17 protein-coding genes and 1 pseudogene are annotated in these 20,143 nt (G+C 61.8%); 7 read left to right on the top strand and 11 right to left on the bottom strand.

What is annotated here, in order from left to right:
- Nucleotide 1 precedes the first annotated feature (1 nt).
- Genes caiB through NE851_RS26155 form a run of 3 tightly spaced genes read right to left on the bottom strand, consistent with a single transcriptional unit; the run spans nt 2 to nt 3,139 of the window.
- Nucleotides 2–1,204, bottom strand: a complete 1,203-nt coding sequence (caiB, locus tag NE851_RS26165) for a succinate--glutarate CoA-transferase (RefSeq protein ID WP_097542134.1) — start codon at nt 1,202–1,204, stop codon at nt 2–4.
- A 17-nt stretch (nt 1,205–1,221) separates the two neighbouring features.
- Nucleotides 1,222–2,178 (bottom strand): DMT family transporter, encoded by a 957-nt coding sequence (locus NE851_RS26160; protein WP_028755825.1) that lies wholly within the window; start codon nt 2,176–2,178, stop codon nt 1,222–1,224.
- Between the two features lie 31 nt (nt 2,179–2,209).
- Nucleotides 2,210–3,139: an alpha/beta fold hydrolase gene (locus tag NE851_RS26155; protein WP_028755826.1), complete on the bottom strand. Its 930-nt coding sequence runs from the start codon at nt 3,137–3,139 to the stop codon at nt 2,210–2,212.
- Nucleotides 3,140–3,296: 157 nt separating this feature from the next.
- Between NE851_RS26155 and NE851_RS26150 the strand changes: the two genes are divergently transcribed.
- From NE851_RS26150 to metF, 4 genes are all read left to right on the top strand, one after another.
- Nucleotides 3,297–4,037 carry a ribonuclease T2 family protein gene (locus NE851_RS26150; RefSeq protein ID WP_028755827.1) on the top strand — a complete coding sequence of 247 codons (741 nt, stop codon included), beginning with the start codon at nt 3,297–3,299 and terminating at the stop codon, nt 4,035–4,037.
- 98 nt (nt 4,038–4,135) lie between these two features.
- Nucleotides 4,136–5,785 carry an energy-dependent translational throttle protein EttA gene (gene ettA / locus NE851_RS26145; protein WP_028755828.1) on the top strand — a complete coding sequence of 550 codons (1,650 nt, stop codon included), beginning with the start codon at nt 4,136–4,138 and terminating at the stop codon, nt 5,783–5,785.
- A gap of 160 nt (nt 5,786–5,945) precedes the next feature.
- Complete coding sequence (locus tag NE851_RS26140; protein ID WP_029867944.1) at nt 5,946–6,971, top strand: ArsR/SmtB family transcription factor; 1,026 nt, start codon at nt 5,946–5,948, stop codon at nt 6,969–6,971.
- A gap of 1 nt (nt 6,972) precedes the next feature.
- Nucleotides 6,973–7,875 carry a methylenetetrahydrofolate reductase [NAD(P)H] gene (gene metF / locus NE851_RS26135; RefSeq protein WP_097542137.1) on the top strand — a complete coding sequence of 301 codons (903 nt, stop codon included), beginning with the start codon at nt 6,973–6,975 and terminating at the stop codon, nt 7,873–7,875.
- A 462-nt stretch (nt 7,876–8,337) separates the two neighbouring features.
- Here metF and NE851_RS26130 read toward each other — a convergent pair whose 3' ends face one another.
- The 5 genes from NE851_RS26130 to NE851_RS26110 form a co-directional block, all read right to left on the bottom strand.
- The gene (locus NE851_RS26130; protein ID WP_097542138.1) at nt 8,338–9,243 is read right to left on the bottom strand and encodes a DMT family transporter; all 906 of its coding nucleotides are present in this window, start codon (nt 9,241–9,243) and stop codon (nt 8,338–8,340) included.
- Nucleotides 9,244–9,373: 130 nt separating this feature from the next.
- Entirely contained in the window at nt 9,374–10,591 is a 1,218-nt protein-coding gene (locus tag NE851_RS26125; RefSeq protein WP_028756316.1) for a lytic murein transglycosylase, read from the bottom strand.
- An 81-nt stretch (nt 10,592–10,672) separates the two neighbouring features.
- Nucleotides 10,673–11,470, bottom strand: coding sequence for a glycoside hydrolase family 25 protein (locus NE851_RS26120; protein ID WP_047610975.1), 798 nt, complete (start codon nt 11,468–11,470; stop codon nt 10,673–10,675).
- Between the two features lie 129 nt (nt 11,471–11,599).
- The gene (locus tag NE851_RS26115) at nt 11,600–12,271 is read right to left on the bottom strand and encodes a class I SAM-dependent methyltransferase (RefSeq protein WP_029867945.1); all 672 of its coding nucleotides are present in this window, start codon (nt 12,269–12,271) and stop codon (nt 11,600–11,602) included.
- Entirely contained in the window at nt 12,268–13,512 is a 1,245-nt protein-coding gene (locus tag NE851_RS26110) for a BtaA family protein (RefSeq protein WP_029867946.1), read from the bottom strand. Before NE851_RS26110 ends, NE851_RS26115 begins: the two co-directional genes overlap by 4 nt.
- A gap of 218 nt (nt 13,513–13,730) precedes the next feature.
- Between NE851_RS26110 and NE851_RS26105 the strand changes: the two are divergent.
- Nucleotides 13,731–15,157 (top strand): annotated as a pseudogene (locus tag NE851_RS26105) (serine hydrolase domain-containing protein).
- Nucleotides 15,158–15,188: 31 nt separating this feature from the next.
- On the opposite strand, the gene NE851_RS26100 reads toward NE851_RS26105, so the two are convergent.
- The 3 genes from NE851_RS26100 to NE851_RS26090 all read right to left on the bottom strand — a co-directional run bounded on the left by NE851_RS26100 (nt 15,189) and on the right by NE851_RS26090 (nt 18,150).
- Nucleotides 15,189–16,130 (bottom strand): lytic transglycosylase domain-containing protein, encoded by a 942-nt coding sequence (locus NE851_RS26100; RefSeq protein ID WP_063474582.1) that lies wholly within the window; start codon nt 16,128–16,130, stop codon nt 15,189–15,191.
- 115 nt (nt 16,131–16,245) lie between these two features.
- Nucleotides 16,246–16,881: a LysE family translocator gene (locus NE851_RS26095; RefSeq protein ID WP_029867949.1), complete on the bottom strand. Its 636-nt coding sequence runs from the start codon at nt 16,879–16,881 to the stop codon at nt 16,246–16,248.
- 57 nt (nt 16,882–16,938) lie between these two features.
- Nucleotides 16,939–18,150: a pyrophosphate--fructose-6-phosphate 1-phosphotransferase gene (locus tag NE851_RS26090; protein ID WP_029867950.1), complete on the bottom strand. Its 1,212-nt coding sequence runs from the start codon at nt 18,148–18,150 to the stop codon at nt 16,939–16,941.
- A 409-nt stretch (nt 18,151–18,559) separates the two neighbouring features.
- On the opposite strand from NE851_RS26090, the gene NE851_RS26085 reads away from it, so the two are divergent.
- On the top strand, nt 18,560–19,267 hold the full coding sequence (locus NE851_RS26085; protein ID WP_029867953.1) for a J domain-containing protein: 708 nt from the start codon (nt 18,560–18,562) through the stop codon (nt 19,265–19,267).
- Nucleotides 19,264–20,025, top strand: coding sequence for an N-acetylmuramoyl-L-alanine amidase (locus NE851_RS26080; protein ID WP_097542142.1), 762 nt, complete (start codon nt 19,264–19,266; stop codon nt 20,023–20,025). The genes NE851_RS26085 and NE851_RS26080 overlap by 4 nt, the downstream gene beginning before the upstream one ends.
- Nucleotides 20,026–20,143 lie beyond the last annotated feature (118 nt).

Here is a 20,143-nt window from a genome sequence, read left to right as displayed (position 1 = left end):
TTCATGATGATCTCTCCCCATCACGCTCAGCGAGTTCCGCCAGAATTTCCGCCTGGTGTTCGCCGAGGCGCGGGCTCGGCCTGTCATAACGCAGCGGCGTCTCCGACAGCACGACAGGCGTCCTCACTCCGGGGATCACGGTGCCGGCGGCGTCCGCAAGATCGATGCGCAGGCCGCGGGCCTGCACCTGCGGATCGGCGAACATTTCCTCGATCGTGTTGATTGCGCCTGATGGAACGGCATTCTCCTCGCAGGCCTTCAAGAGATCCGCCTTCTGCCATTTCAGCGTTTCGGTGGAGATGAGGCGGCGCACCTCGCCGCGATTGCCGACCCGAGCCTTGTTGGTGGCGAAACGCTCGTCGCAGGCCACGGTCTCCAGGCCGAGGAGGGTGCAGAGGCGACGGAACTGGCCGTCATTGCCGACCGCGAGGATGAGATAACCGTCCGCCGTCGGCACGACCTCATAGGGCGAGATATTGGGATGGGCATTGCCAAGGCGGGTCGGTGCGGCGCCGGAGACGAGGTAATTCATGTTCTGATTGGCGAGCACGGCCGATTGCACATCGAGCAGGGCCATGTCGATCAATTGGCCTTCGCCCGATTTGAGGGCATGGATCAGGGCGGCTTCGATTGCCGAGACGGCATAGATGCCGGTGAAGATATCGGCGATGGCGACACCCGCCTTCATCGGCTGGCCGCCCGGTTCGCCGGTGATCGACATGAAGCCCGACATGCCCTGGACGATGTAGTCATAGCCGGCGAGGCTGGCATAGGGGCCGGTCTGGCCGAAGCCGGTGATCGAACAATAGACGAGCTTCGGGTTGATCTTGCGCAGGCTGTCGTAATCGAGCCCGTATTTGACGAGGCCGCCGAGCTTGAAATTCTCGATCAACACATCGGCGGTGGAAACGAGGCGGCGGACGAGATCCTGGCCTTCGGGGCTTTTCAGGTCGGCGGTGACGGAGCGCTTGCCGCGATTGGCGGCGTGGTAATAGGCGGCCGAGAGGTTCTCGCCATCGGCGCCCTCGACGAAGGGCGGCCCCCATTGGCGCGTGTCGTCGCCGCCCTCGGGATTTTCGACCTTGATAACGTCGGCGCCGAGATCGGCGAGCATCTGTCCCGCCCAAGGGCCGGCGAGCACGCGGGCAAGCTCGATCACCCGGATTCCGGCAAGCGGCGGCTTCTTCGTCACGGTCTCTGTCATGTTCCTCCCGGCAATGTCTACGGCGCCATCGTCACCTCAGATGTATCGGATACAGGCTTTGAAGCAAAGCGGCGCTCGCGCCAGAGGATGTAGATGCCCGATGCCACGATGATGGCAATGCCGAGCCATTTGACGGCATCCGGAAAGTCGCCGAAGACCAGCCAGGCGAAGATCGTCGCCGAGACGATCTCGAAATATTGCAGCGGCGCTAGCGTCGAGGCCGGTGCTGCGCGATAGGCGTAGACGCCGACGATGCCGGTGATTGCGGCCATGGCGCCGACGCCGGCGACATAGAACCAGGCGCGGCCTTCCGGCATGACGGGATCGAAGAGGTCGGAACCGGTTCCCTGACCGAGGAAAAGCAGGAGGACACAGAAGAGCAGGCCCCAGATGCTCATCTGGAACTGCATCGACCAGGGGTCTTCCCTGCGCGAGAGGGCGCGGGTCATCAGTACGAAGATGGCGATGCAGAGCGCGCTGACGACAGGCAGAAGCGCGATGTAGCCGACCTCTTCGAAACTTGGCTGAATGATCAGCATCGCCCCGAAGAAGCCGACGCCGCAGGCGGTATAACGTCGCCAGCCAATCGTCTCCTTCAGGAAGATGCCGCCGAGGATCGTCACCATGATCGGCTCGACGAAGAAGATCGCGATCGCGTCGGCGACCGCCATATATTTCAGCGTGGTGACGAAGGAGATCATCGAGATGGTGATGATCGCGCCGCGGATGGCATGGAAGAGGCTCTGGCGCCAGGAGAAATCGGCGAAGCTGCGCCGCCATATCACAAGCGGCAGCATGCAGAGCGCCTGGACGACGAAACGGCCGGCGGTGATCTCCCCGGATGGCACGGTGGTGATGGCAAGCTTGGCGAAGATATCGATGAGCGGCGAGACCATCACCGAAAGAACCATCAGCGCAAGCCCCGTCGTCACGTCGGAGGCGGACGAAACGGGGCGGGCGGAGGTGCTGCTCATGATGAAATCCCCGTACCAGCATATTGGTCGCTCAGGATCTTGCGACCACCTCGTCGCACCAGTCGGCGAAAGCTGCGATCGCCGCATCCGCGCCGATCTCATTCAGCGTCTCGTGTCGCAAGTCCTGATATATCTGAGTGCTGATACGGGAGAAGCCCAGGCCTTTCAAATGGTTTGACAGCCAGAGCACGGCTTTTCCCCGCTCCGTCGCCGGGTCTTCTCCGCCGCCGACCAGATGAACCGGCATATCGCGCGGCAGCCGGTCGAGATGGATTTTCTGCGGTCCGCGGAAGGTCAGCTCGAAGAGATCGAGCCAGAGAGAGACCGAGGCGTCGAAGCCGCAAAGCGGATCGGCGACATATTTGTCGACTTCATCGGGTCTGTGCGACAGCCAGTCGAACTCGGTGCGGCGGCCGGGAATGGATTTGCCCCAGGCGCCGAAGGTGAGCTTCGGCAGCAGGCCGCTCGGCACGTCGGAGCCCTTCAGCATGCGCTCGGCCAGCAGGATCGCCTGGGCGGCGCGGCCGGCGAGGCCGACGGCGAAATTCGAATTCCAGACGGCGACGGCGTCGAAGTCGGCCGGAGCGGTGACGGCTGCATTGAGGGCGATGAGGCCGCCCATCGAATGGCCGAAGAGGATGATCGGCAGGCCGGGATGGCGGGATGCCGCATGGCCGCGCATGGCGATGAGGTCGCCGATCACCCTTTCGACGCCACCTCGTCGGGCGAAGCGGCCGATCGGCGCATCGGGCGCCGTCGTTTCGCCGTGGCCGCGGTGATCATGGGCATAGACATGATAGCGGCGCGCCGCCATCGTCTCGGCAAAGGCGCGATAGCGTTTCGAATGTTCGGCGAGGCCATGCGATATCAACAGGATGCCGCGGGCCGGACCAGTAGCTTCAGCATGGTGATAAGCCAGCGACGCCCCCACTACGGCGAGCTTCTGCGTTTCAGCAAACATATGGATCCTCCCTGCGGCAACAGACCAGATTGCCTGATAAAAGCAACATGGGGGTTTGGTTTATCCGATAACAAAATACGCCGTTGCTGCGATTCAGGGTTGCGCCCGTTTGAGCTTCGTGCTTATTTGTTCCCGTATTGTTCTTTTGGGGGTTGAAATGAGCAGCATGCAATTGCGTACCCTGGCGTTTGCCTTGTCGATGGTTGTTTCCGGCGCCGCTACGGCCCAGGAGGGCGGTGGGCGCACCCGTTTCATTCTGGCGGCGAGCTGGCAGCCCGCCTTCTGCCAGACGAACCAGAAAAAGGCCGAATGCGCGACCCAGGCCGTGGAGCGCCATGACGCGACGAACTTCTCGTTGCACGGGCTCTGGCCGATGCGCCAGGATTATTGCGGTGTCAGCGCCGACCAGAAGGCCGCCGATAAGGATGGCAACTGGAACACATTGCCGGAGGTCGTGCTTTCGGCCGAGACGAAGACGGCGCTGGCAAAAGCGATGCCCGGCACGCAATCCGGCCTGGAACGGCATGAATGGACGAAGCACGGCACCTGCACGAAAATGAGCGCGGACGACTATTTCGGCGTCGGCGTGCATCTGGTCGGCGCGCTCAATGCCTCGGCGGTGCGCGAGCTCTTCGCCGCCAATATCGGCAAGCCTGTCAAGGCCGACGCGATCAAGGCGGCTTTCGACAAGAGCTTCGGGCCTGGCGCCGGCGACCGCGTCAAGATGAGCTGCCGGCGGGCCGGCAATATCCGGATGATCAGCGAGCTGACGATCGGGCTTTCGGAAGCCGCCGGGGCGGCATCCGCGAAAAGTGCCGGGCTTGCCGATCTGATCCAGGGCGCGGGAAAAACCTCGTTCGGCTGCGACGAAGGTGTGGTCGACGCTGCGGGCTTTTGACCGGAAATCCGGAGTAAACCGGGTTTCGGCGTTGCCCGCAGGCGCTGTTTCGCCTACATAGCGGCACAATCGAAGTTTCCCGCCCGGAGCAGCGCAGTATGGCACGTCAGTTCATCTATCATATGTCCGGCCTCAACAAGGCCTATGGCAACAAGAAGATCCTGGAGAACATCCATCTTTCTTTCTACCCCGATGCCAAGATCGGTATCCTCGGACCGAACGGCGCGGGTAAATCCACCGTGTTGCGCATCATCGCGGGCCAGGACAAGGAGTATACCGGCGAAGCCTGGCTCGCCGAAGGTGCGACGGTCGGCTACCTCGAGCAGGAGCCGCACCTCGATCCCAACAAGACGGTGTTCGAGAACGTCATGGAGGGCGTTGCCTCGAAGACGGCGATCGTGGATCGCTACAATGAATTGATGATGAACTATTCCGACGAGACGGCGGAAGAGGGCGCCAAGCTTCAGGACGTCATCGACAGCCAGAACCTCTGGGACCTGGAAAGCCAGGTCGAAATGGCGATGGAAGCGCTGCGCTGCCCGCCGCGCGATTCCGATGTCACCAGCCTTTCCGGTGGTGAGCGCCGCCGCGTCGCGCTCTGCCGCCTGCTGCTGTCGCAGCCGGATCTGCTGCTGCTCGACGAACCGACCAACCATCTCGACGCCGAAACCATCGCCTGGCTCGAAAAGCATCTGCGCGACTATCCGGGCGCCGTGATGATGATTACCCACGATCGCTACTTCCTGGACAACGTCACCGGCTGGATCCTCGAACTCGACCGTGGCCGCGGCATTCCCTACGAAGGCAACTACTCGGCCTATCTGCAGGCGAAAGCTAAGCGCATGCTGCAGGAAAATCGCGAAGAAGCATCGCGCCAGAAGGCGATCAGCCGCGAGCAGGAATGGATCGCTTCCAGCCCGAAGGCCCGCCAGGCCAAGTCCAAGGCGCGTATCAAGTCCTACGAGCAGCTGGTGGATGCCGCCGAAAAACAGCGTCCCGGCGATGCACAGATCATCATCCCGGTCAGCGAGCGCCTCGGCCAGGTGGTCATCGAGATGGAAGGCATCACCAAGGGCTTCGAGGGCCGGACGCTGATCAATGACCTGTCGATCAAGCTGCCGCCGGGCGGCATCGTCGGCATCATCGGCCCGAACGGCGCCGGCAAGACGACGCTGTTCAGGATGATCACCGGCCAGGAAAAGCCGGATGGCGGCTCGATCCGCATCGGCGAGACCGTGCATCTCGGCTATGTCGACCAGAGCCGCGACGCGCTCGCGGCCGACAAGACGGTCTGGGAGGAAATCTCCGGTGGCGCCGAAATCATCAAGCTCGGCAAGTTCGACATGAACTCCCGCGCCTATTGCGGCGCGTTCAACTTCAAGGGTGGCGATCAGCAGCAGAAGGTCGGCAATCTCTCCGGTGGTCAGCGCAACCGCGTTCACCTCGCCAAGATGCTGAAGGCCGGCGGCAACGTTCTGCTGCTCGACGAACCGACCAACGACCTCGATACCGAAACGCTGGGTGCGTTGGAAAACGCGCTGGAGAATTTCGCCGGCTGCGCCATCATCATCAGCCACGATCGCATGTTCCTCGACCGTCTGGCGACGCATATTCTCGCTTTCGAAGGCGATGGCCATGTCGAATGGTTCGAAGGCAACTTCGAAGATTATGAACAGGACAAGGTGCGCCGCCTTGGTCCCGATGCCCTCAACCCGGGCAGCCAGGCCCATAAGCGCCTGACGCGCTGATCCATCTTTTTTCCTTGCGAAAGCCCCGGTTCGGCCGGGGCTTTTTCATGTCGATCTCTGTCGCAATTTGAGCAGGCAATTTCGCGGAGAGTGCGAATTGTCGCTTGCCACGGCATTTCAAATCACATAAAGATATCTTTATATCTTGATTGGATCGAAGATGAGCGAACCCCTGAAGCTTGGACTGGATGCGCTGGTGGACGTCTTGAAGGCGGCCGGCGAACCCACGCGCCTGCGTCTTCTGGCGCTTCTTGACGCTGGCGATCTGACGGTGACCGATCTTACCGAAATTCTCGGCCAATCCCAACCGCGCATCTCCCGTCACCTGAAGCTGCTCGGCGAGGCCGAACTGATCGAACGATACCAGGAGGGTGCCTGGGCCTATTTCCGTCTCAAGCAGGACGGCAAGGCGGCCTTGCTGGTGCGGGCGCTGCTGAAGCATGTCTCCGAGAACGATCCGACCATCCTTCGCGACGGCGAGCGGCTGTCGCAGGTCAAGCGCCAGCGGGCCGAGCGGGCGCAGGCCTATTTCAGTCGCAACGCGGCCGAATGGGACGAGCTTCGCCGCCTGCATGCCGCCGATGAGGAAGTCGACGCCGCCGTCATCCGGCTGCTCGGCAACCAGCCGATCGATTCGCTGCTCGATCTCGGCACCGGCACCGGCCGCATCCTCGAACTGCTGTCCGGGCTTTACCGCCGCGCCATCGGTGTCGATGCCAGCCGCGACATGCTGAGCGTGGCGCGCGCCAATCTCGACAAGTCCCGCATCACCAAGGCCACCGTGCGCCATGCCGATATCCTGAACCTGCCGTTCGAGGGGCAGGATTTCGACCTGGTGACGATTCACCAGGTGCTGCATTTCTTCGATCAGCCGGAAATTGCCATCGCGGAAGCGGCGCGCATGCTTCGGCCGGGCGGCCGGCTGGTGGTCATCGACCTGGCGCCGCACACGCTCGAATATCTCCGCGACGAGCATGCGCATGTCCGTCTCGGCTTTTCGCACCAGACGATGTCCGACTGGCTGCGCAAGGCCGGGCTCGACGTCGAGCAGGCCGTCGATCTTCATCCGGGTCAGCAAAGCGGGCAGGGCTTGACGGTCACCGTCTGGCTCGCGCGCGATCCGAGGCGTCTCATGGCTTCGCAGACGAACGAAGGCGCCGAACCTACATTTGCCGGGAGGGTATGACATGGCTTTGAAAAACGAAGCACGCGGCCGCAACATCAGGATCTCGTTCGAATTCTTCCCGCCGAAATCGGAAGAGATGGAAGGGCAGCTCTGGCATACCGTCAGCCAGTTGCAGGATTGGGACGCGGATTTCGTGTCGGTGACCTACGGCGCCGGCGGCACCACCAAGGCGCCGACGCTGTCGACCGTCACGCGTTTCCTGTCGCAGACGCCGTTTGCCACCGCCTCTCATCTCACCTGCGTCGGCGCGACGAAGGAGGAGACGCATCAGGTGGTCGACACCTTCCGCAAAGTCGGCGTGACGCATTTTGTGGCGCTGCGCGGCGATGCGCCCGGCGGCGCCGGCGCGCCCTACCAGCCGCATCCCGGCGGTTACGCCAATGCGGCGGAGCTGGTCGCCGGCCTGAGGGAAATCGGCGATTTCGAGATTTCGGTCTCCGCCTATCCGGAAAAACACCCGGAAAGCCGCGATACGGCCGCCGATATCGACATGCTGAAGCGCAAGGCCGACAATGGCGCCAACCGGGCGCTGACGCAGTTCTTCTTCGACAACGACAATTTCGAGCGTTACCTGGAGCGGGTGCGCGGCGCCGGCATCTCGATCCCTGTTGTGCCCGGCATCATGCCGATCCAGAACCTGACGCAGTTGAAGCGTTTTGCCGGGGCCTGCGGCACGATCATCCCCGCCTTTCTCGACGAGCGCTTCGCCGGCTTCGACGACAAGCCCGAGGAGCGGGCGAAGGTGGCAGCCGATGTCGCTGCCGAGCAGATCGAGGATCTGGTGCGGCGTGGCATCCATGATTTCCATCTCTATACGATGAACCGTGCGCCGCTGGTTTCCGCCGTGCTCGACAATCTCGGCCTGTCGCGCCGGGAAACAAAAAGTGCGGGCGCAGCCGCCTGATCCTTTCGGGATGTTCAAAAGTAAAAGCGCATGTCGGGCGGGACATGCGCTTTTTCGTTGGCGGATTGATCAGCTACTGGGGAGTTTAGGCACTATCAGTCGTTACGCTTTCGTCGGCCGGCTCAGATGAAGAGCATGGACAAAACGAAAGCAAACGCTGCACTGACCAACAGAACATTCAAGGATTGCGTGAGTCCCATGTCTGTCTCCTCGCGTTAACCGGCCAATAATATGTCTGAAATATGTCGGTTGGAAAGCGGATTTTATGCTGCGCTGCAGAAGGGATCAGTGGATAAGTCGAATGCAGTTTCGGTAAGCCTTTGAAATAAATCGATAATTTTCGATTAATTTTTGTTCACAGATTTTAACATGCCGTTAAATCAGGCGATTTCGGATTTACTTATGCGCCAAAAACATGGCGGACCGGCAACCGGTTGAAAACATGCGGAATTCGCAACCGGTTCAGGCGGTTCTCAGCAGCAGGCGATAGGCGCGGCCGTCGAGAATGACGAGACCGAAACCGATCAGCGCCATACCGGCAAGTTCGCCAACTTCAAGCCTTTCGCCAAGGAAAAGCACGCCGAGCAAGATGGCGCTCGGCGGCACCAGCAGGGTGACAAGCGAGGCATTGGTGGCGCCGGCCGCCGCCATGATCCGGAAATAGAGGATATAGCCGAAGGCGGTCGACAGCAGTGCCAGCGCCAGGATGGCAAGCAGCGCTTCAAGCGGCGGTGCGGCCAGCGCCCAGGGGCGATCGGTGAGCAGCGACAGCGGCAGTGCAATCAGCGAGGACGCGGTCAACTGGCCGGCTGCGGTGACAGGGGCTGGAACATCCCTGAAGCGTTTGCCATAGGTGGCGGCGAAGCCATAGGAGATGGCGGCAAGCACGGGAAGCATCAGCGCCCAGAGCGGCGCTTCGCCACCAGCCGAGATGCCGGGGCCGATCAGCACGATCGTGCCGAGGAGGCCGACGAGGCAGCCGACGATCTTTGCCGGGGACAGTTTCTCGTCCGAGGTGAAGTGGTTGGCGATGAGCACGGTCCAGATCGGCGTCGTCGCATTCAGGATCGCCGCAAGGCCGGCGCCGATGCGGGTCTGGCCGAAGAAGATCAGCGCGTGCGGCAGAGCATTGTTGATGAGCCCGAGGATCAGGAACTCGCGCCATCGGGCCTTCAGGATCGCATAGAGGTCGAAACGGCCGGCGACATAGACATGCAGCGCCAGCGCTGCCAGCAGCAGCCTGAGGAAGACGAGGGTCAGCGGCGGCACGTGCTGGACGGCGATGCGGGCGAAGAAAAAGGAGGCGCCCCAGATCAGGCCGAGCAGGACCAGCAGGCCCCAGGTCCAGGCATTCATTCTGCTGTCCACGCCGGTTCCTCCACCGCAAGCCGTTCGTTTCGCCGAAAACCGGCACCGGTTTTCGGCGTGAAGCTTTAGCGCAGCAGGCGGATCGCGCCACCCGTTTCTTGCGAAACGGGCGGCAAGGTGTCAGCGGGGATCAGAGGGCGTTGAGAAGGGCAGGCGTCGCCCAGCCGTCGGCCGGCATGCCGAGGCGCTGCTGTTCCTTCTGGATCGCGACACGCGTGCCGGAGCCGAGGATGCCGTCGATCTCGCCGACATCATGGCCGAGCGACTGCAGCTTGGTCTGCAGCGCCTTCATCTGGTCGCTGGCGAGCCCCTGTTCCGGCACGCCCTTGAGATAGGGCTCGGCGCCGGAAAGACGCGTGCCGAAATAGGCGGCAGACGTCGTGTAGATAAACGACTTGTTCCATTCGAGATAGATTTTGAAATTCGGATAGGCGATGAAGGCCGGCCCCATGCGGCCCTGCGGCAGGACGAGGTCGCCTTCGAGGTTGCCGAAGGCGGTATTGCCGTCACGCGGCTTGACGCCGAGCGCAAACCATTCTCCCGCTTTCATCGTGCCGCCGAGGCCGGATTTCTCCCAGGGCAGGTTATCGGGCAGGGTCACTTCCTGCAGCCAGGGCTGGCCGCGCTCGAAGCCGAGATGCTGGATGAATTTGGCCGCCGTCAGAATGGCGTCCGGGCTGCTCTGCTTCAGGCGGATATGGCCATCACCATCGCCGTCCATGCCATAGGCGATGATGTCGCGCGGCAGCATCTGCACCTGGCCGATCTCGCCGGCCCAAGCGCCGGTATTGGTGGCGGGGTCGAGGTCGCCGTGTTGAACCATCTCGACCAGGGCGATCAGCTGCGGGCGAAAGAGTTCCGGGCGGCGGCAGTCATGCGCCAGCGTCACCAGGGCGTTGCGGGTGTTGAAATCGCCTTGGACGGCACCGAAATCGGTCTCCATCGCCCAGAAAGCGGTGATGACGCCCGGTGGAACGCCGAATTCCTGCTCGGCGCGGGCAAAGACGTCGGCATATTGCTTCATCTTCTGGCGGCCGATGTCGAGGCGGCCCTGGCTGACGGTGCGCTGGGAGAATTCGAGGAAGGTCTGCTTGAAGACGCCCTGGGCGCGATCCCGGCTCAGCACCTTGGGGTCGATCTCGGCGCCGGCAAAAGCCTCGTCGGCGGCCGCCGCGCTGGCGCCGGCTGCGACCGCATCTTTCTTGACACCTTCGAGGAAGGCGGAGAGATCGCCGCCGCAGGGCGCTGCCGGGGCTGCGTCCGTGGCCTGCTGGGCCGCCGCGCCGCCTGCGAGGGCGAGGGCAAACAGAAGGGCGAGTGCAGAGCGGCTTGCGAGCGAGCGGTGCATGGATACGGTCCTTATATCAAAAATATTGCCGTCGCTTTCACAGATGAATGTGACGGAAGCAAGAAACATCGCAGGACGTTACTAAGAATTTCTATCCTTGGAAACGGCCGCGACCCAGTTGTTCCAGTTCTTTGCGCTGCCGGCAAAGACATTGATATCTGTGGGACCGCTGATGCCGGGGATAACGCCGGTAGAGGTATATTGCCAGAAGGCCCAGCGGCGGTCTGTATAGGTCACCTCAGGGTGTTTTGCCACCGAACGGACCCAGAAATGATAATCCTGGAAGTAGCCGGCGAGATTGTCGCGGTGGAAATCGACCGAGGTGTAGATGATCGGGCGTTTGCCGTAATAGGCCTCCAGCCGGTCCATGAAACGCTGCATTTCGGCGCGTACGGTTTCCGGATCGGGACGGTAGCGGCAGGTCTTCGATTCGGCGTTCCATTCGACGTCGAGCACCGGCGGCAGGCGCATGGCCTCCTTCGGCACGTTGCGGATGAACCAGTCTGCCTGCTGATCGGCCGAAGAGCAGAAATAATAGAAATGATAGGGAGCGTGCGGGATGCCGGCGGCGCGGGCCTCACGCCAATATTCGTCGAAGCGCGGATCGACCCTGTCCTTGCCTTCGGTCGCCTTGATGAAGGCGAAGGCGACGCCGGAATTCTTGACCGTGCCCCAATCGATATCGCCCTGCCATTTGGAGATGTCGATGCCGTGGATCTGGTTCTGCTGCGGATGCTTCGGGCCGAAATCCTGCGGATCGGTGTCCTTGAAACGCGTCTTCGGCTTGATCGAAGCCGTTTCGAGATAGTCGTAACCGGAAGAGGTGCAGCCGGCCAGCATGATAGCCAGGGGCAAAACGCAAAACAAAAGCCGGCGCATGGGCGTCCCGTCGTAACTCGAATGATCTCTTTGCCCCACAGCCTGACCTTCGAAAAAGACGAGTCGGCAGAGGAATAACCCTCTTTTCACCATATCAACGTAAAAAATCGGTTAGTTTCAAGCGAATTATCAGCGCTTGCTGATAATGGCCGCCCGCCAGGCATAACCGCCGCCAACGGTATCGAACAGCAATGTCGCGTTGTTTTCATGGGCTTGCGCTTCCAGGACCTCGCGCAAATCGGGCCGCGGAGTGACGTGGAATTTCGCAAGCCAGGCCTGCAGCATGCGCCGGAACCAGCCCGGCAGGCCTTCCTGCTGGCCGAAATCGACGATGTGCAACTGGCCGCCGGGATTGAGTGCGGCGATTGCTGCATCGACGGCGCGCTCCCAGTCGGGGATCATCGACAGGGCATAGGAAATCAGGATGCGGTCGAAGCCGCTGACACCGAATTCGCGCGGCGTGAACGCCGTGGCGTCGGCGACGCGGAAGTCCGGGATCGTCGCCTTGGTGGCGAAGGTCTTGCGCGCCGAAATCAGCATTTCCTGAGAAATGTCGAGGCCGAACAGCTTGGCGGTCGGGAAATGCCGATGGGCGAAGGCCATGTTGCGTCCGGTGCCGCAGCCGACTTCGAGCAGCGTGCCGCCCTCCGGCACGTCGAGCTTGCGGATCGTGCTGTCGCGGCCGAGAAGGTAATATTTGCGGGTGAGGTCGTAGATATGGCGCTGATAGCGGTACATGCCATCCATCAGGCCGGCATGTTCGTCGCTCTTTGCTGCCGTCTCAGTGCCGACCTTGCTCACGCCTTCTTCCCGTAAATGTGGAAGCCACCATAGATTGCCGAGCGATCGAGCGCCGTCAACTCACGCGACTTCTCCTCGAAATAATCCCACTGGTCGCGGATCATCGGCGCCAGGCGGCCTTCGATGATGCTTTTTTCAGCGGCGGTGCGGAAGATCACGCGGGCGCCTTCGCGCGCCGTGCGAGTGATCTCCCGCCAGACGTCGTTCAACTGCTCGTCCGTCATCCAGTCCTGCGCGTCGAGCAGGATATAGCGGTCGCGCGAGGCGGCCGGTTCGCGGGCGAGCAACTCGGTGAAGCTTGCGTGGTGGACGTTGACGCGGTCGACATTGGCGCGGATCACCTGATAGTGCTCCGACTTCAGATAGGTCGGCAGCGGGCCTTCCTCTTCGGTGCCGTAGCGGCGGCCGAAGGCCTGCCAGGCGAAATAGTTGTCGCTCATCGGGAAATGACAGGCGAGCTTTTCCAGGCGGTGCTTCAGCACCGGCGCGATCGAATGATCGGCGGCAAGGCTTGCGAGTTCGTCATATTGCTGCGGCGGAATGCCGAGGCCGAAGAGCGAGCTCTTGCGGCCGGTAATCCAGCGCACGACCGGCTTTTCGAACAGCGGCGCGATCTGCTCGTCGAAGAACTGGCGCTGCTCGCGGATCGAGCGGGTCTTGGTCATCTCGCGCAGCTTGACGCCGTGCAGGCGGGCAAGAAGATGGGCCGCGCCGATGAAGCGGCCGAGCAGGCCGGTTTCGTAGATGTTGCGGTCGAAGACGGTGACGCGGCGACGGCCGAATTTGCGGCCGTTCCAGTAGCTGCGGGTCGCCTCATCGAGGCGGGCAGCGAGATGCTGGTCATAGGCGCGGCTGTTCGACTTCTCGTTCGGCATGGCCAGGAAGCGGACGAGATCGGCGTGGCCGGGAAGATGTTTGAAGGCCGCAAGCTTCAGGCGGTTCAGAGCGATATGGTGCGGGTTGAGGTCGACGACGTCGATCGAGGCCGGCGCCTTGGAGAGATAGGCGAGCATGTTGCAGCCGCCGGAGCCGATGGTGACGATGCGATGGTTGGGCTTCAGCTCCATCGCCTGCATGTCGAGATCCGGATCCTCCCAGATCTGCGGGTAGACGAGGCCGGAGAAGAGAAGACCGAAGAGACGTTCGGAAAAGCCGTCCTTCGAAAAAGCCTTGTGGCGGAGAAGGGCGTCCTTGAGTTTCCGGTTCTTGCGGAAGCCGGCATCCGGTGCAAATTCTGACATGAGTCTGTCACCTTTTTAGCGTTCAGGGCGTGTAGCGCGCCTCTGCTACAGTTTGATGACGTGGGCTGTGGGGCGCCGTTCTTCGGAGACTTCGACCGGCTCGGAAGACCGACCGGGATGGCTCTCCTGGGAAAGTGATCGGGACGACAGGCCTTCTTGGCTTTGGCCCCTTTTCGGCGCCTGCGATTCCTGCTTCTCTCCCGGCATGGAGGAATGCCATGCGATTTGTCCTGCGTATCCTGAAGGCGCTTGCTCTCCTTGTCGTTCTCGTCGTCTTCGTCGCCGCCGGCTGGCTTTTTATTCAGCCGCCGGAACTGCTGCGTGTCGGTGACGGTTACGCCGCCAAGATCGTCTGCTCCAACGTCTTCATCGCCGGTCGCGGCGCCGAGGATGTGCTCCATGACGACGTTCAGGCGCCCGGAAATCCGCTGCTGCGGCTGATACGCGTCAGCGTTGACCACGACAAGGAACGGGTGACGGCGCGCTTCATGGGGCTGTTTGCGCCAAGTTATGCGCTCTATCGCGGCGCCTTCGGCTGTACGAGCGTGCCGGACGGCGATTTCGAGGCGGCGGCGAAGGCCGTGCCCTTCGATGCGCCTGTTAAAATGGAGACGAGCGACGCCTTGTGGCCGGAGGGCGAGGGCACCGGCAATCCGGCGGACGGGAAGATTGCCGCACTGCTTGCCGATCCCGGAATTGCCGGCCCGGCAATGCGGGCGATCGTGGTGGTGCACAATGGCCGCGTCGTCGCTGAAGCCTATGGCCCCGGTTTCTCGGCGAAGACTCCGCTGATCGGCTGGTCGATGACGAAGACGGTGAACGCTGCGATTCTCGGCCGGCTGATGCTCGACGGCAAAATCTCCTTCGACGACGACGAACTGCTGGCGCAGTGGCAGAAGGATGCGCGCGCCAAGATCAAGGTGTCCGACCTGCTCGGCATGGAGAGCGGCCTTGCCTTCAACGAGGATTATGGCGATGTCGCCGATGTGACGCGCATGCTCTATCTCGATCCAGACATGGTGTCGCTGCCGGCCAATGCACCGATGGAGGCGCCGCCCGGCCAGCGCTTCCGCTATTCGAGCGGCACGGCCGTGCTGTTGTCGCGCATCTGGATGGACAGGGTCGGCAATCCACAGGCGGGCTTTTCCTATCCGCACGACGCGCTGTTTTCGCCGCTCGGCATGACGAGTGCGGTATTCGAACTCGATGCGCGCGGCACGTTTGCCGGCAGCTCCTATCTCTATGCGACGGCGCATGACTGGGCGCGCTTCGGGCAGTTCCTGCTGCAAGACGGCGTGTGGAATGACCGGCGACTGTTGCCGGAAGGGTTCGTCGGCGCCATGCGCACTCCGACGGTGGCTTCGAACGGACGTTATACGCAGGGCCAGGCCTGGCTCGCTCCTGGCGGCTCAAGCGCGGCGTTCGGACTGCCGGAGGATACGTTTTTTGGTTGACGGGGCATGACGGGCAGAGCATGGCGATCGTGCCCTCCGCCAATCTGGTCGTCGTCCGGCTCGGCCTGACGCCGAGCTGGCTCGGCTATCAGCCGCAGGTGCTTCTCAAGAAGATCCTGGCGGCCTTGCCGCAAGCGGGGGAGCCACAACAGCAGGCTGGGTCGCAGCAACAGGCGCAGCCGCAGCCATAGGCTGCGATCGCCGTCTCAGCAATGCTCGATGTCAGTAATTACCCTGGGCGATGTCGGTCATGCCCTTGCGCTTGGCGTCGTAATAATAGCCGCGCGCATAGAGGCGGACGGCATCGTCTTCCTTGCTGTCGGAGACGAGCCAGGCGCCACGCAGATATTTGGCGGCATATTTGATGTTGGTTTCGGCATCGAAGAGCCCGCCCGGGGCGCCGTCATAACCCATTGATTTGGCGGTGTTGTATTTGATCTGCATCAGGCCGAAATAGCCGCGCTTGTTGTAGGCCTTCGGATTGTAGCGGCTCTCGCGATGGACGATGCGGTGGAGCAGCGTCTCGGGAATTTCGTAGATCTTCGAGTATTTCTGGATGAGCTTGGTGACGAAGCTCTTCTCCACTGTCGGCGCGTCGTCTTTGTCGTCGTCGCTGAACATCGGGGGTGCCGTCGGCGGATCGATCGGCCCGGATTCGTCGAAACCGTAGTCCATGCTGGCACGCGGCGTGGTGTCGACGGCGGCAAGTGCTGCAAGCGCGCTGTTCTGCGGTGTCGCGGCAAAGGCAAGCTGCGTCGTCGGCTGTGCCGGCGTTCCCGGACGCGGCGTCGGCACGACGGACTGGATTGCCGTCATCTCGGGCGTCAGCGGGATCTGCGCATAGGCTGCAGGCTGTATGCCTGCCTGCATGGCGAGGTCGGTAGACTGAGAGGCTGTTACGGTTGGCATCGCCGTCGCAGTCAGGGAGGGGGATGGCTGGGGAATGGTGGCGCCGGCAACCGCCTGACCGGCAGCACCTTCGGCTGTCGGGATCGCGGCGAGTGTTTCATCTTCGCCGGGTTTCGGCATCGGCACCACGGTCTGGGCGGCAGTCAGTTCGGCCTGCGATGTGTATTCGACGCTCGTGCATCCCGTCATCACACCGCAGAGTATCGTGGAAACGACAAGACTGCGTTTCAGGCCGGATAATCCGATCGCTACCATTCCGCCACTTTCGTGAAATCGCGCCGCCCCGGCTGCGTATAAAAGTTACCAAAAACCTTAAGCCCTGGTGACCCCATTAACCTATTCGTGGCATTCCGGCAACCACGCAATATTTCTATGCTGCAATACGGCGATACCCGGCGGTTACGGCGCCTGCAGCGATCAGCAGGGTGCCTCCCGTTCGGTTTACGGCGCGCTGGATGCTCGCCTTGCGAATCAGTCCGCGCGCGGTATGGGCGAGAAACGCGTAGGTGGAGGCGTTGAGGATCGCCAGCACGAGGAAGGTCGCTTCCATGATCGCCATCTGGCCGACGAAGGGCAGGGCCGGATTGAGGAACTGCGGCACGAAGGCGACGAAGAAGATGATGCTCTTCGGATTGAGGGCGGTGACGACATAGGCGTGGAGGAAAATCTTGAGCGACTTTTCCTCCGGCAGATTGTCGTTGTCGGCAACCGGTTCGCCGATGATGGGAGCCCGCCAGAGCTTGACTCCCAGATAGATCAGGTAGGCGCCGCCGATCCACTTCAACACGGTGAAGAGGGTGGCGGAGGCGGCCAGAACGGCACCGAGACCGAAGAGGGAAGCCGTCATCGCGGTGAAGTCACCAAGCGCCACGCCGCTCACCGTCGCAAACGCCGTCCTGCGCCCATGACCGAGCGCATAGGAAACGACGAGCAGTATCGTCGGCCCCGGTATGGCCAGCATGATGGCCGATGCCGCCGCAAAAGCGAGCCAGGCTTCAAATGACATGGTGTCTCCTCCTATTCCTCAGGAACAAGCAAAGACATCATATTAACCATCCGTCAATCACGCTTCTTTGTATTTCTGACCTATATTGTCCATGACTTCGGCAAACCATGCCGTCGACAGGTCAAAAGCCTTGCCGCCCTTGATGCGCGGGAATTCTATAGTGCGCAACTTACCGTTCTGCGCTTCGTCATGGCCGGTGACGCCGGAGACTTTATTGAGCGCGCTTTCGACGGCGAGATCGACCATGCTCTGGATCAGCCTGAGGTCGTCGCCGTTGGCCGGCGCCGAGCGGGCGAAATAGCCTGATTTCTGCACGAGGGAACGTTCGGCATTCAGGAGGTTGGCGAACTGCTTCTGGAACCAGGCGCCGACATTGATCGTGTCGATCTTCACATGGCCGAAGGCGTCACGCTTGACGGTTTCGCCGGCGGCTTCCCGCTCGGCGACGATGGCGTCGAGGCAGGCGCCTTCCGAGACGAAGACCGTGGCGTGGCCGTTGCGGTCCATGCTTTCCTTCAGGCGGGCGGCCTCGGCGTCGAGGTCGAAGGCCATCTCAGGCAGGTAGACGGCGTCGATGCTCTTCAGATGCGCATCCATCATCAGGCCGTCGACATACTGGTTGCGGCTGGTGCGCTGGAGATAGGCGCGGGCGGTGGCGGCCGTCAGCCAGCCGCAATGGCGGCCCATGACTTCGTGGATGACGAGGGTGCGGGGTGCGGCCGTCTGCTCGTTACTGACATTGTCGAAGAAATGCGCGCCAACTTCGGCGGCCGTCCAGGCGCCGAGCGACTGGCGGATCGGGACGACGTCGTTGTCGACCGTCTTCGGCAGGCCGACGACGGTGAGATTGTAGCCGTTGGCGGCGAGGTAGGCGGCAAGGTCGGCGGCTGTGGTGTTGGTGTCGTCGCCGCCGATCGTGTGGAGAATGGTGATGCCGTCATTGGCGAGGCGTTCGGCGGCGACCCGCAGCGGGTTCTCGCCTTCCTTGACCAGGCCGCGCTTGACGCAGTCGGCGGCATTGGTGAGCTTGACGCGGCTGTTGCCGATCGGCGAGCCGCCGTAACGGTGCAGCAGCGGCGCCTTTTCGCGCATCTCGCGGGTGATCGCGATGCTGTCGCCGGTGAGCACGCCCTGGTATCCGGACTTGTAGGCGACGATATCGAGATCGGGCGCGACGTCGCTATAGCGTTCGATGAGACCGCCGACGGCGGAAGAAAGACAGGGTGCCAGGCCTCCGGCGGTCAGCATTGCGACTTTCTGCTTGGCCATGATCCCTCCTATGGCGTTTCGGTGCGGTGGCGTTAGCTAACGCATGGATGCGGCAGGGAAAGGGGCCTGTAAAGTAAAGAATTTACGAAAAATGCGCCTTTCTGCCGAGTTGGGCCGCGAAGGTGGCAGGAAGTAATGATATAATCGTTTCAAGCCCGATCTGCGTGTCGGGAACTGTTGTGGAAATTTCCGTCGCGCACTCCGGTTTCACCTGCACGGGCGATGCGCCGGCGATCGTCAGCCGTTGCCATACGAGATGAAAGCGGGCGCCGTGAATCGTTTGCTGCGGTGCGACAATTACCAAATCGTGAAAACTGTGTTCGGCTCTACGACCAATAGTCGCCTTGCAAAGGCTGCGATTCTTTGGTCAAGCTGTTTGCTATAAGTTGACAAGTCTGTGAGATTTTCGATGTCCTTCTGGGAAAAACTGTTGAATGCCATTGGCAATACCGCGGGCAATGCGTTGTCTGCGGTGGTCGAGGCTATCCGTACGGTTTTCGAAGGCGATCCCGAGACCCGGCGTAAGGTGGCTTTCTCCGTGGCGATCATCGCGCTGTCGGCCAAGATGGCCAAGGCCGACGGTATCGTCAGCGAGAAGGAGGTCGAAGCCTTCCGCGAAATCTTCGAATTCCCTGAGGATCAGGCCAAGAACGTCGCCAGGCTTTACAACCTCGCTCGCCAGGATGTCGCCGGCTACGAAGCCTATGCCGAACGGCTCTCCACGCTCTGCGTTACCTGTGCGGCCAATTGCCCCGTGCTGGAAGACGTGCTCGACGGCCTCTTCCACATCGCCAAAGCCGATGGGCTGATCCACGAGAAGGAACTGAATTTCCTGCACCATATCGGCGAGATCTTCCAGATGAGCGAAACCCGCTTCGAGCAGATCGCCGCCCGCCACGTCTCGTCCGGCGGCGATCCGTATAAGGTGCTCGGCGTCTCGCCTTCGGATGATTTCCCGACCATTCGCCGCCGTTACCGTGGCCTCGTCAGCGAACATCATCCCGACAGGCTGATCTCGCGCGGCGTGCCGAAGGAATTCCATGTCATCGCCAATGAACGCATGGCAGCGCTGAATGCGGCCTATGCGGCGATCGAGAAGGAACGCCGCGCCGCATGACCTCTTTCGAGGCCGATTGCAGGAGCGCCCGCGTGCAGCCTTCGCCGAACCACGGCGAGCGGGCAGACGGGCGCCGTCCGGATATGATCCTGCTGCATTATACCGGCATGCCGACGGCAGATGGTGCGCTCGACTGGCTCTGTCGCGCCGAAAGCCAGGTTTCCAGCCATTATTTCGTGCGTGAGAACGGCGAGGTGGTGCAGCTCGTGCCGGAAATACGGCGTGCCTGGCACGCGGGGAAAAGCAGCTGGCACGGCGAGACGGATATCAATTCGCTGTCGATCGGCATCGAGATCGCCAATGCCGGCCATCCCGGCGGCCTCCCGGATTATCCAAAAGAGCAGATCGCCGCGGTGATTGAATTGTGTCGCGACTGTGTCAAACGTTGGTCGATCGCGCCGGAACGGGTGCTTGGGCATTCCGATGTCGCCCCGATCCGCAAGGTCGATCCGGGCGAGAAATTCCCCTGGGCTGAACTCCACCGGGCGGGTGTCGGGCACTGGGTCGAGCCGGCAAAGATCACCGGTGGGCGGTTCTTCCAATGCGGCGATGCCGGCCAGCCTGTCGAAGCGCTGCAGTCGATGCTGTCGCTCTATGGCTACGGCACTGAAATTACAGGCGAATTCTCCGAAAAAATGGCGGGCGACGTGGAGGCTTTCCAGCGCCATTTCCGGCCCGAAAGGGTGGATGGCATCGCCGATTTCTCGACGATCGACACGCTGCACCGGCTGCTATCGACGCTGCCGCGTTATTCCTGATCGGAAGAGCCTGATATCAGGAGCGGATTCCTCGCGGCCGGCGAGAAAACCGCCTCGCCACATCATTTCCCTATTATCTCCTCATTGCGATGGTCTAAGGACGCCCGCTGAACAGCGC

The sequence above is a fragment of the Rhizobium anhuiense bv. trifolii genome (genome assembly GCF_024346605.1).
In the GTDB taxonomy this organism is placed as follows: domain Bacteria; phylum Pseudomonadota; class Alphaproteobacteria; order Rhizobiales; family Rhizobiaceae; genus Rhizobium; species Rhizobium anhuiense.
This window is presented reverse-complemented; position numbering and strand designations above follow the sequence as displayed.

Bases quoted from the DNA above. Each gene is read 5' to 3' on its own strand.
- caiB (WP_097542134.1), bottom strand. From the start codon at position 1,204: ATGACAGAGACCGTGACGAAGAAGCCGCCGCTTGCCGGAATCCGGGTG.
- NE851_RS26160 (WP_028755825.1), bottom strand. From the start codon at position 2,178: ATGAGCAGCACCTCCGCCCGCCCCGTTTCGTCCGCCTCCGACGTGACG.
- NE851_RS26155 (WP_028755826.1), bottom strand. From the start codon at position 3,139: ATGTTTGCTGAAACGCAGAAGCTCGCCGTAGTGGGGGCGTCGCTGGCT.
- NE851_RS26150 (WP_028755827.1), top strand. From the start codon at position 3,297: ATGAGCAGCATGCAATTGCGTACCCTGGCGTTTGCCTTGTCGATGGTT.
- ettA (WP_028755828.1), top strand. From the start codon at position 4,136: ATGGCACGTCAGTTCATCTATCATATGTCCGGCCTCAACAAGGCCTAT.
- NE851_RS26140 (WP_029867944.1), top strand. From the start codon at position 5,946: ATGAGCGAACCCCTGAAGCTTGGACTGGATGCGCTGGTGGACGTCTTG.
- metF (WP_097542137.1), top strand. From the start codon at position 6,973: ATGGCTTTGAAAAACGAAGCACGCGGCCGCAACATCAGGATCTCGTTC.
- NE851_RS26125 (WP_028756316.1), bottom strand. From the start codon at position 10,591: ATGCACCGCTCGCTCGCAAGCCGCTCTGCACTCGCCCTTCTGTTTGCC.
- NE851_RS26120 (WP_047610975.1), bottom strand. From the start codon at position 11,470: ATGCGCCGGCTTTTGTTTTGCGTTTTGCCCCTGGCTATCATGCTGGCC.
- NE851_RS26110 (WP_029867946.1), bottom strand. From the start codon at position 13,512: ATGTCAGAATTTGCACCGGATGCCGGCTTCCGCAAGAACCGGAAACTC.
- NE851_RS26100 (WP_063474582.1), bottom strand. From the start codon at position 16,130: ATGGTAGCGATCGGATTATCCGGCCTGAAACGCAGTCTTGTCGTTTCC.
- NE851_RS26095 (WP_029867949.1), bottom strand. From the start codon at position 16,881: ATGTCATTTGAAGCCTGGCTCGCTTTTGCGGCGGCATCGGCCATCATG.
- NE851_RS26090 (WP_029867950.1), bottom strand. From the start codon at position 18,150: ATGGCCAAGCAGAAAGTCGCAATGCTGACCGCCGGAGGCCTGGCACCC.
- NE851_RS26085 (WP_029867953.1), top strand. From the start codon at position 18,560: ATGTCCTTCTGGGAAAAACTGTTGAATGCCATTGGCAATACCGCGGGC.
- NE851_RS26080 (WP_097542142.1), top strand. From the start codon at position 19,264: ATGACCTCTTTCGAGGCCGATTGCAGGAGCGCCCGCGTGCAGCCTTCG.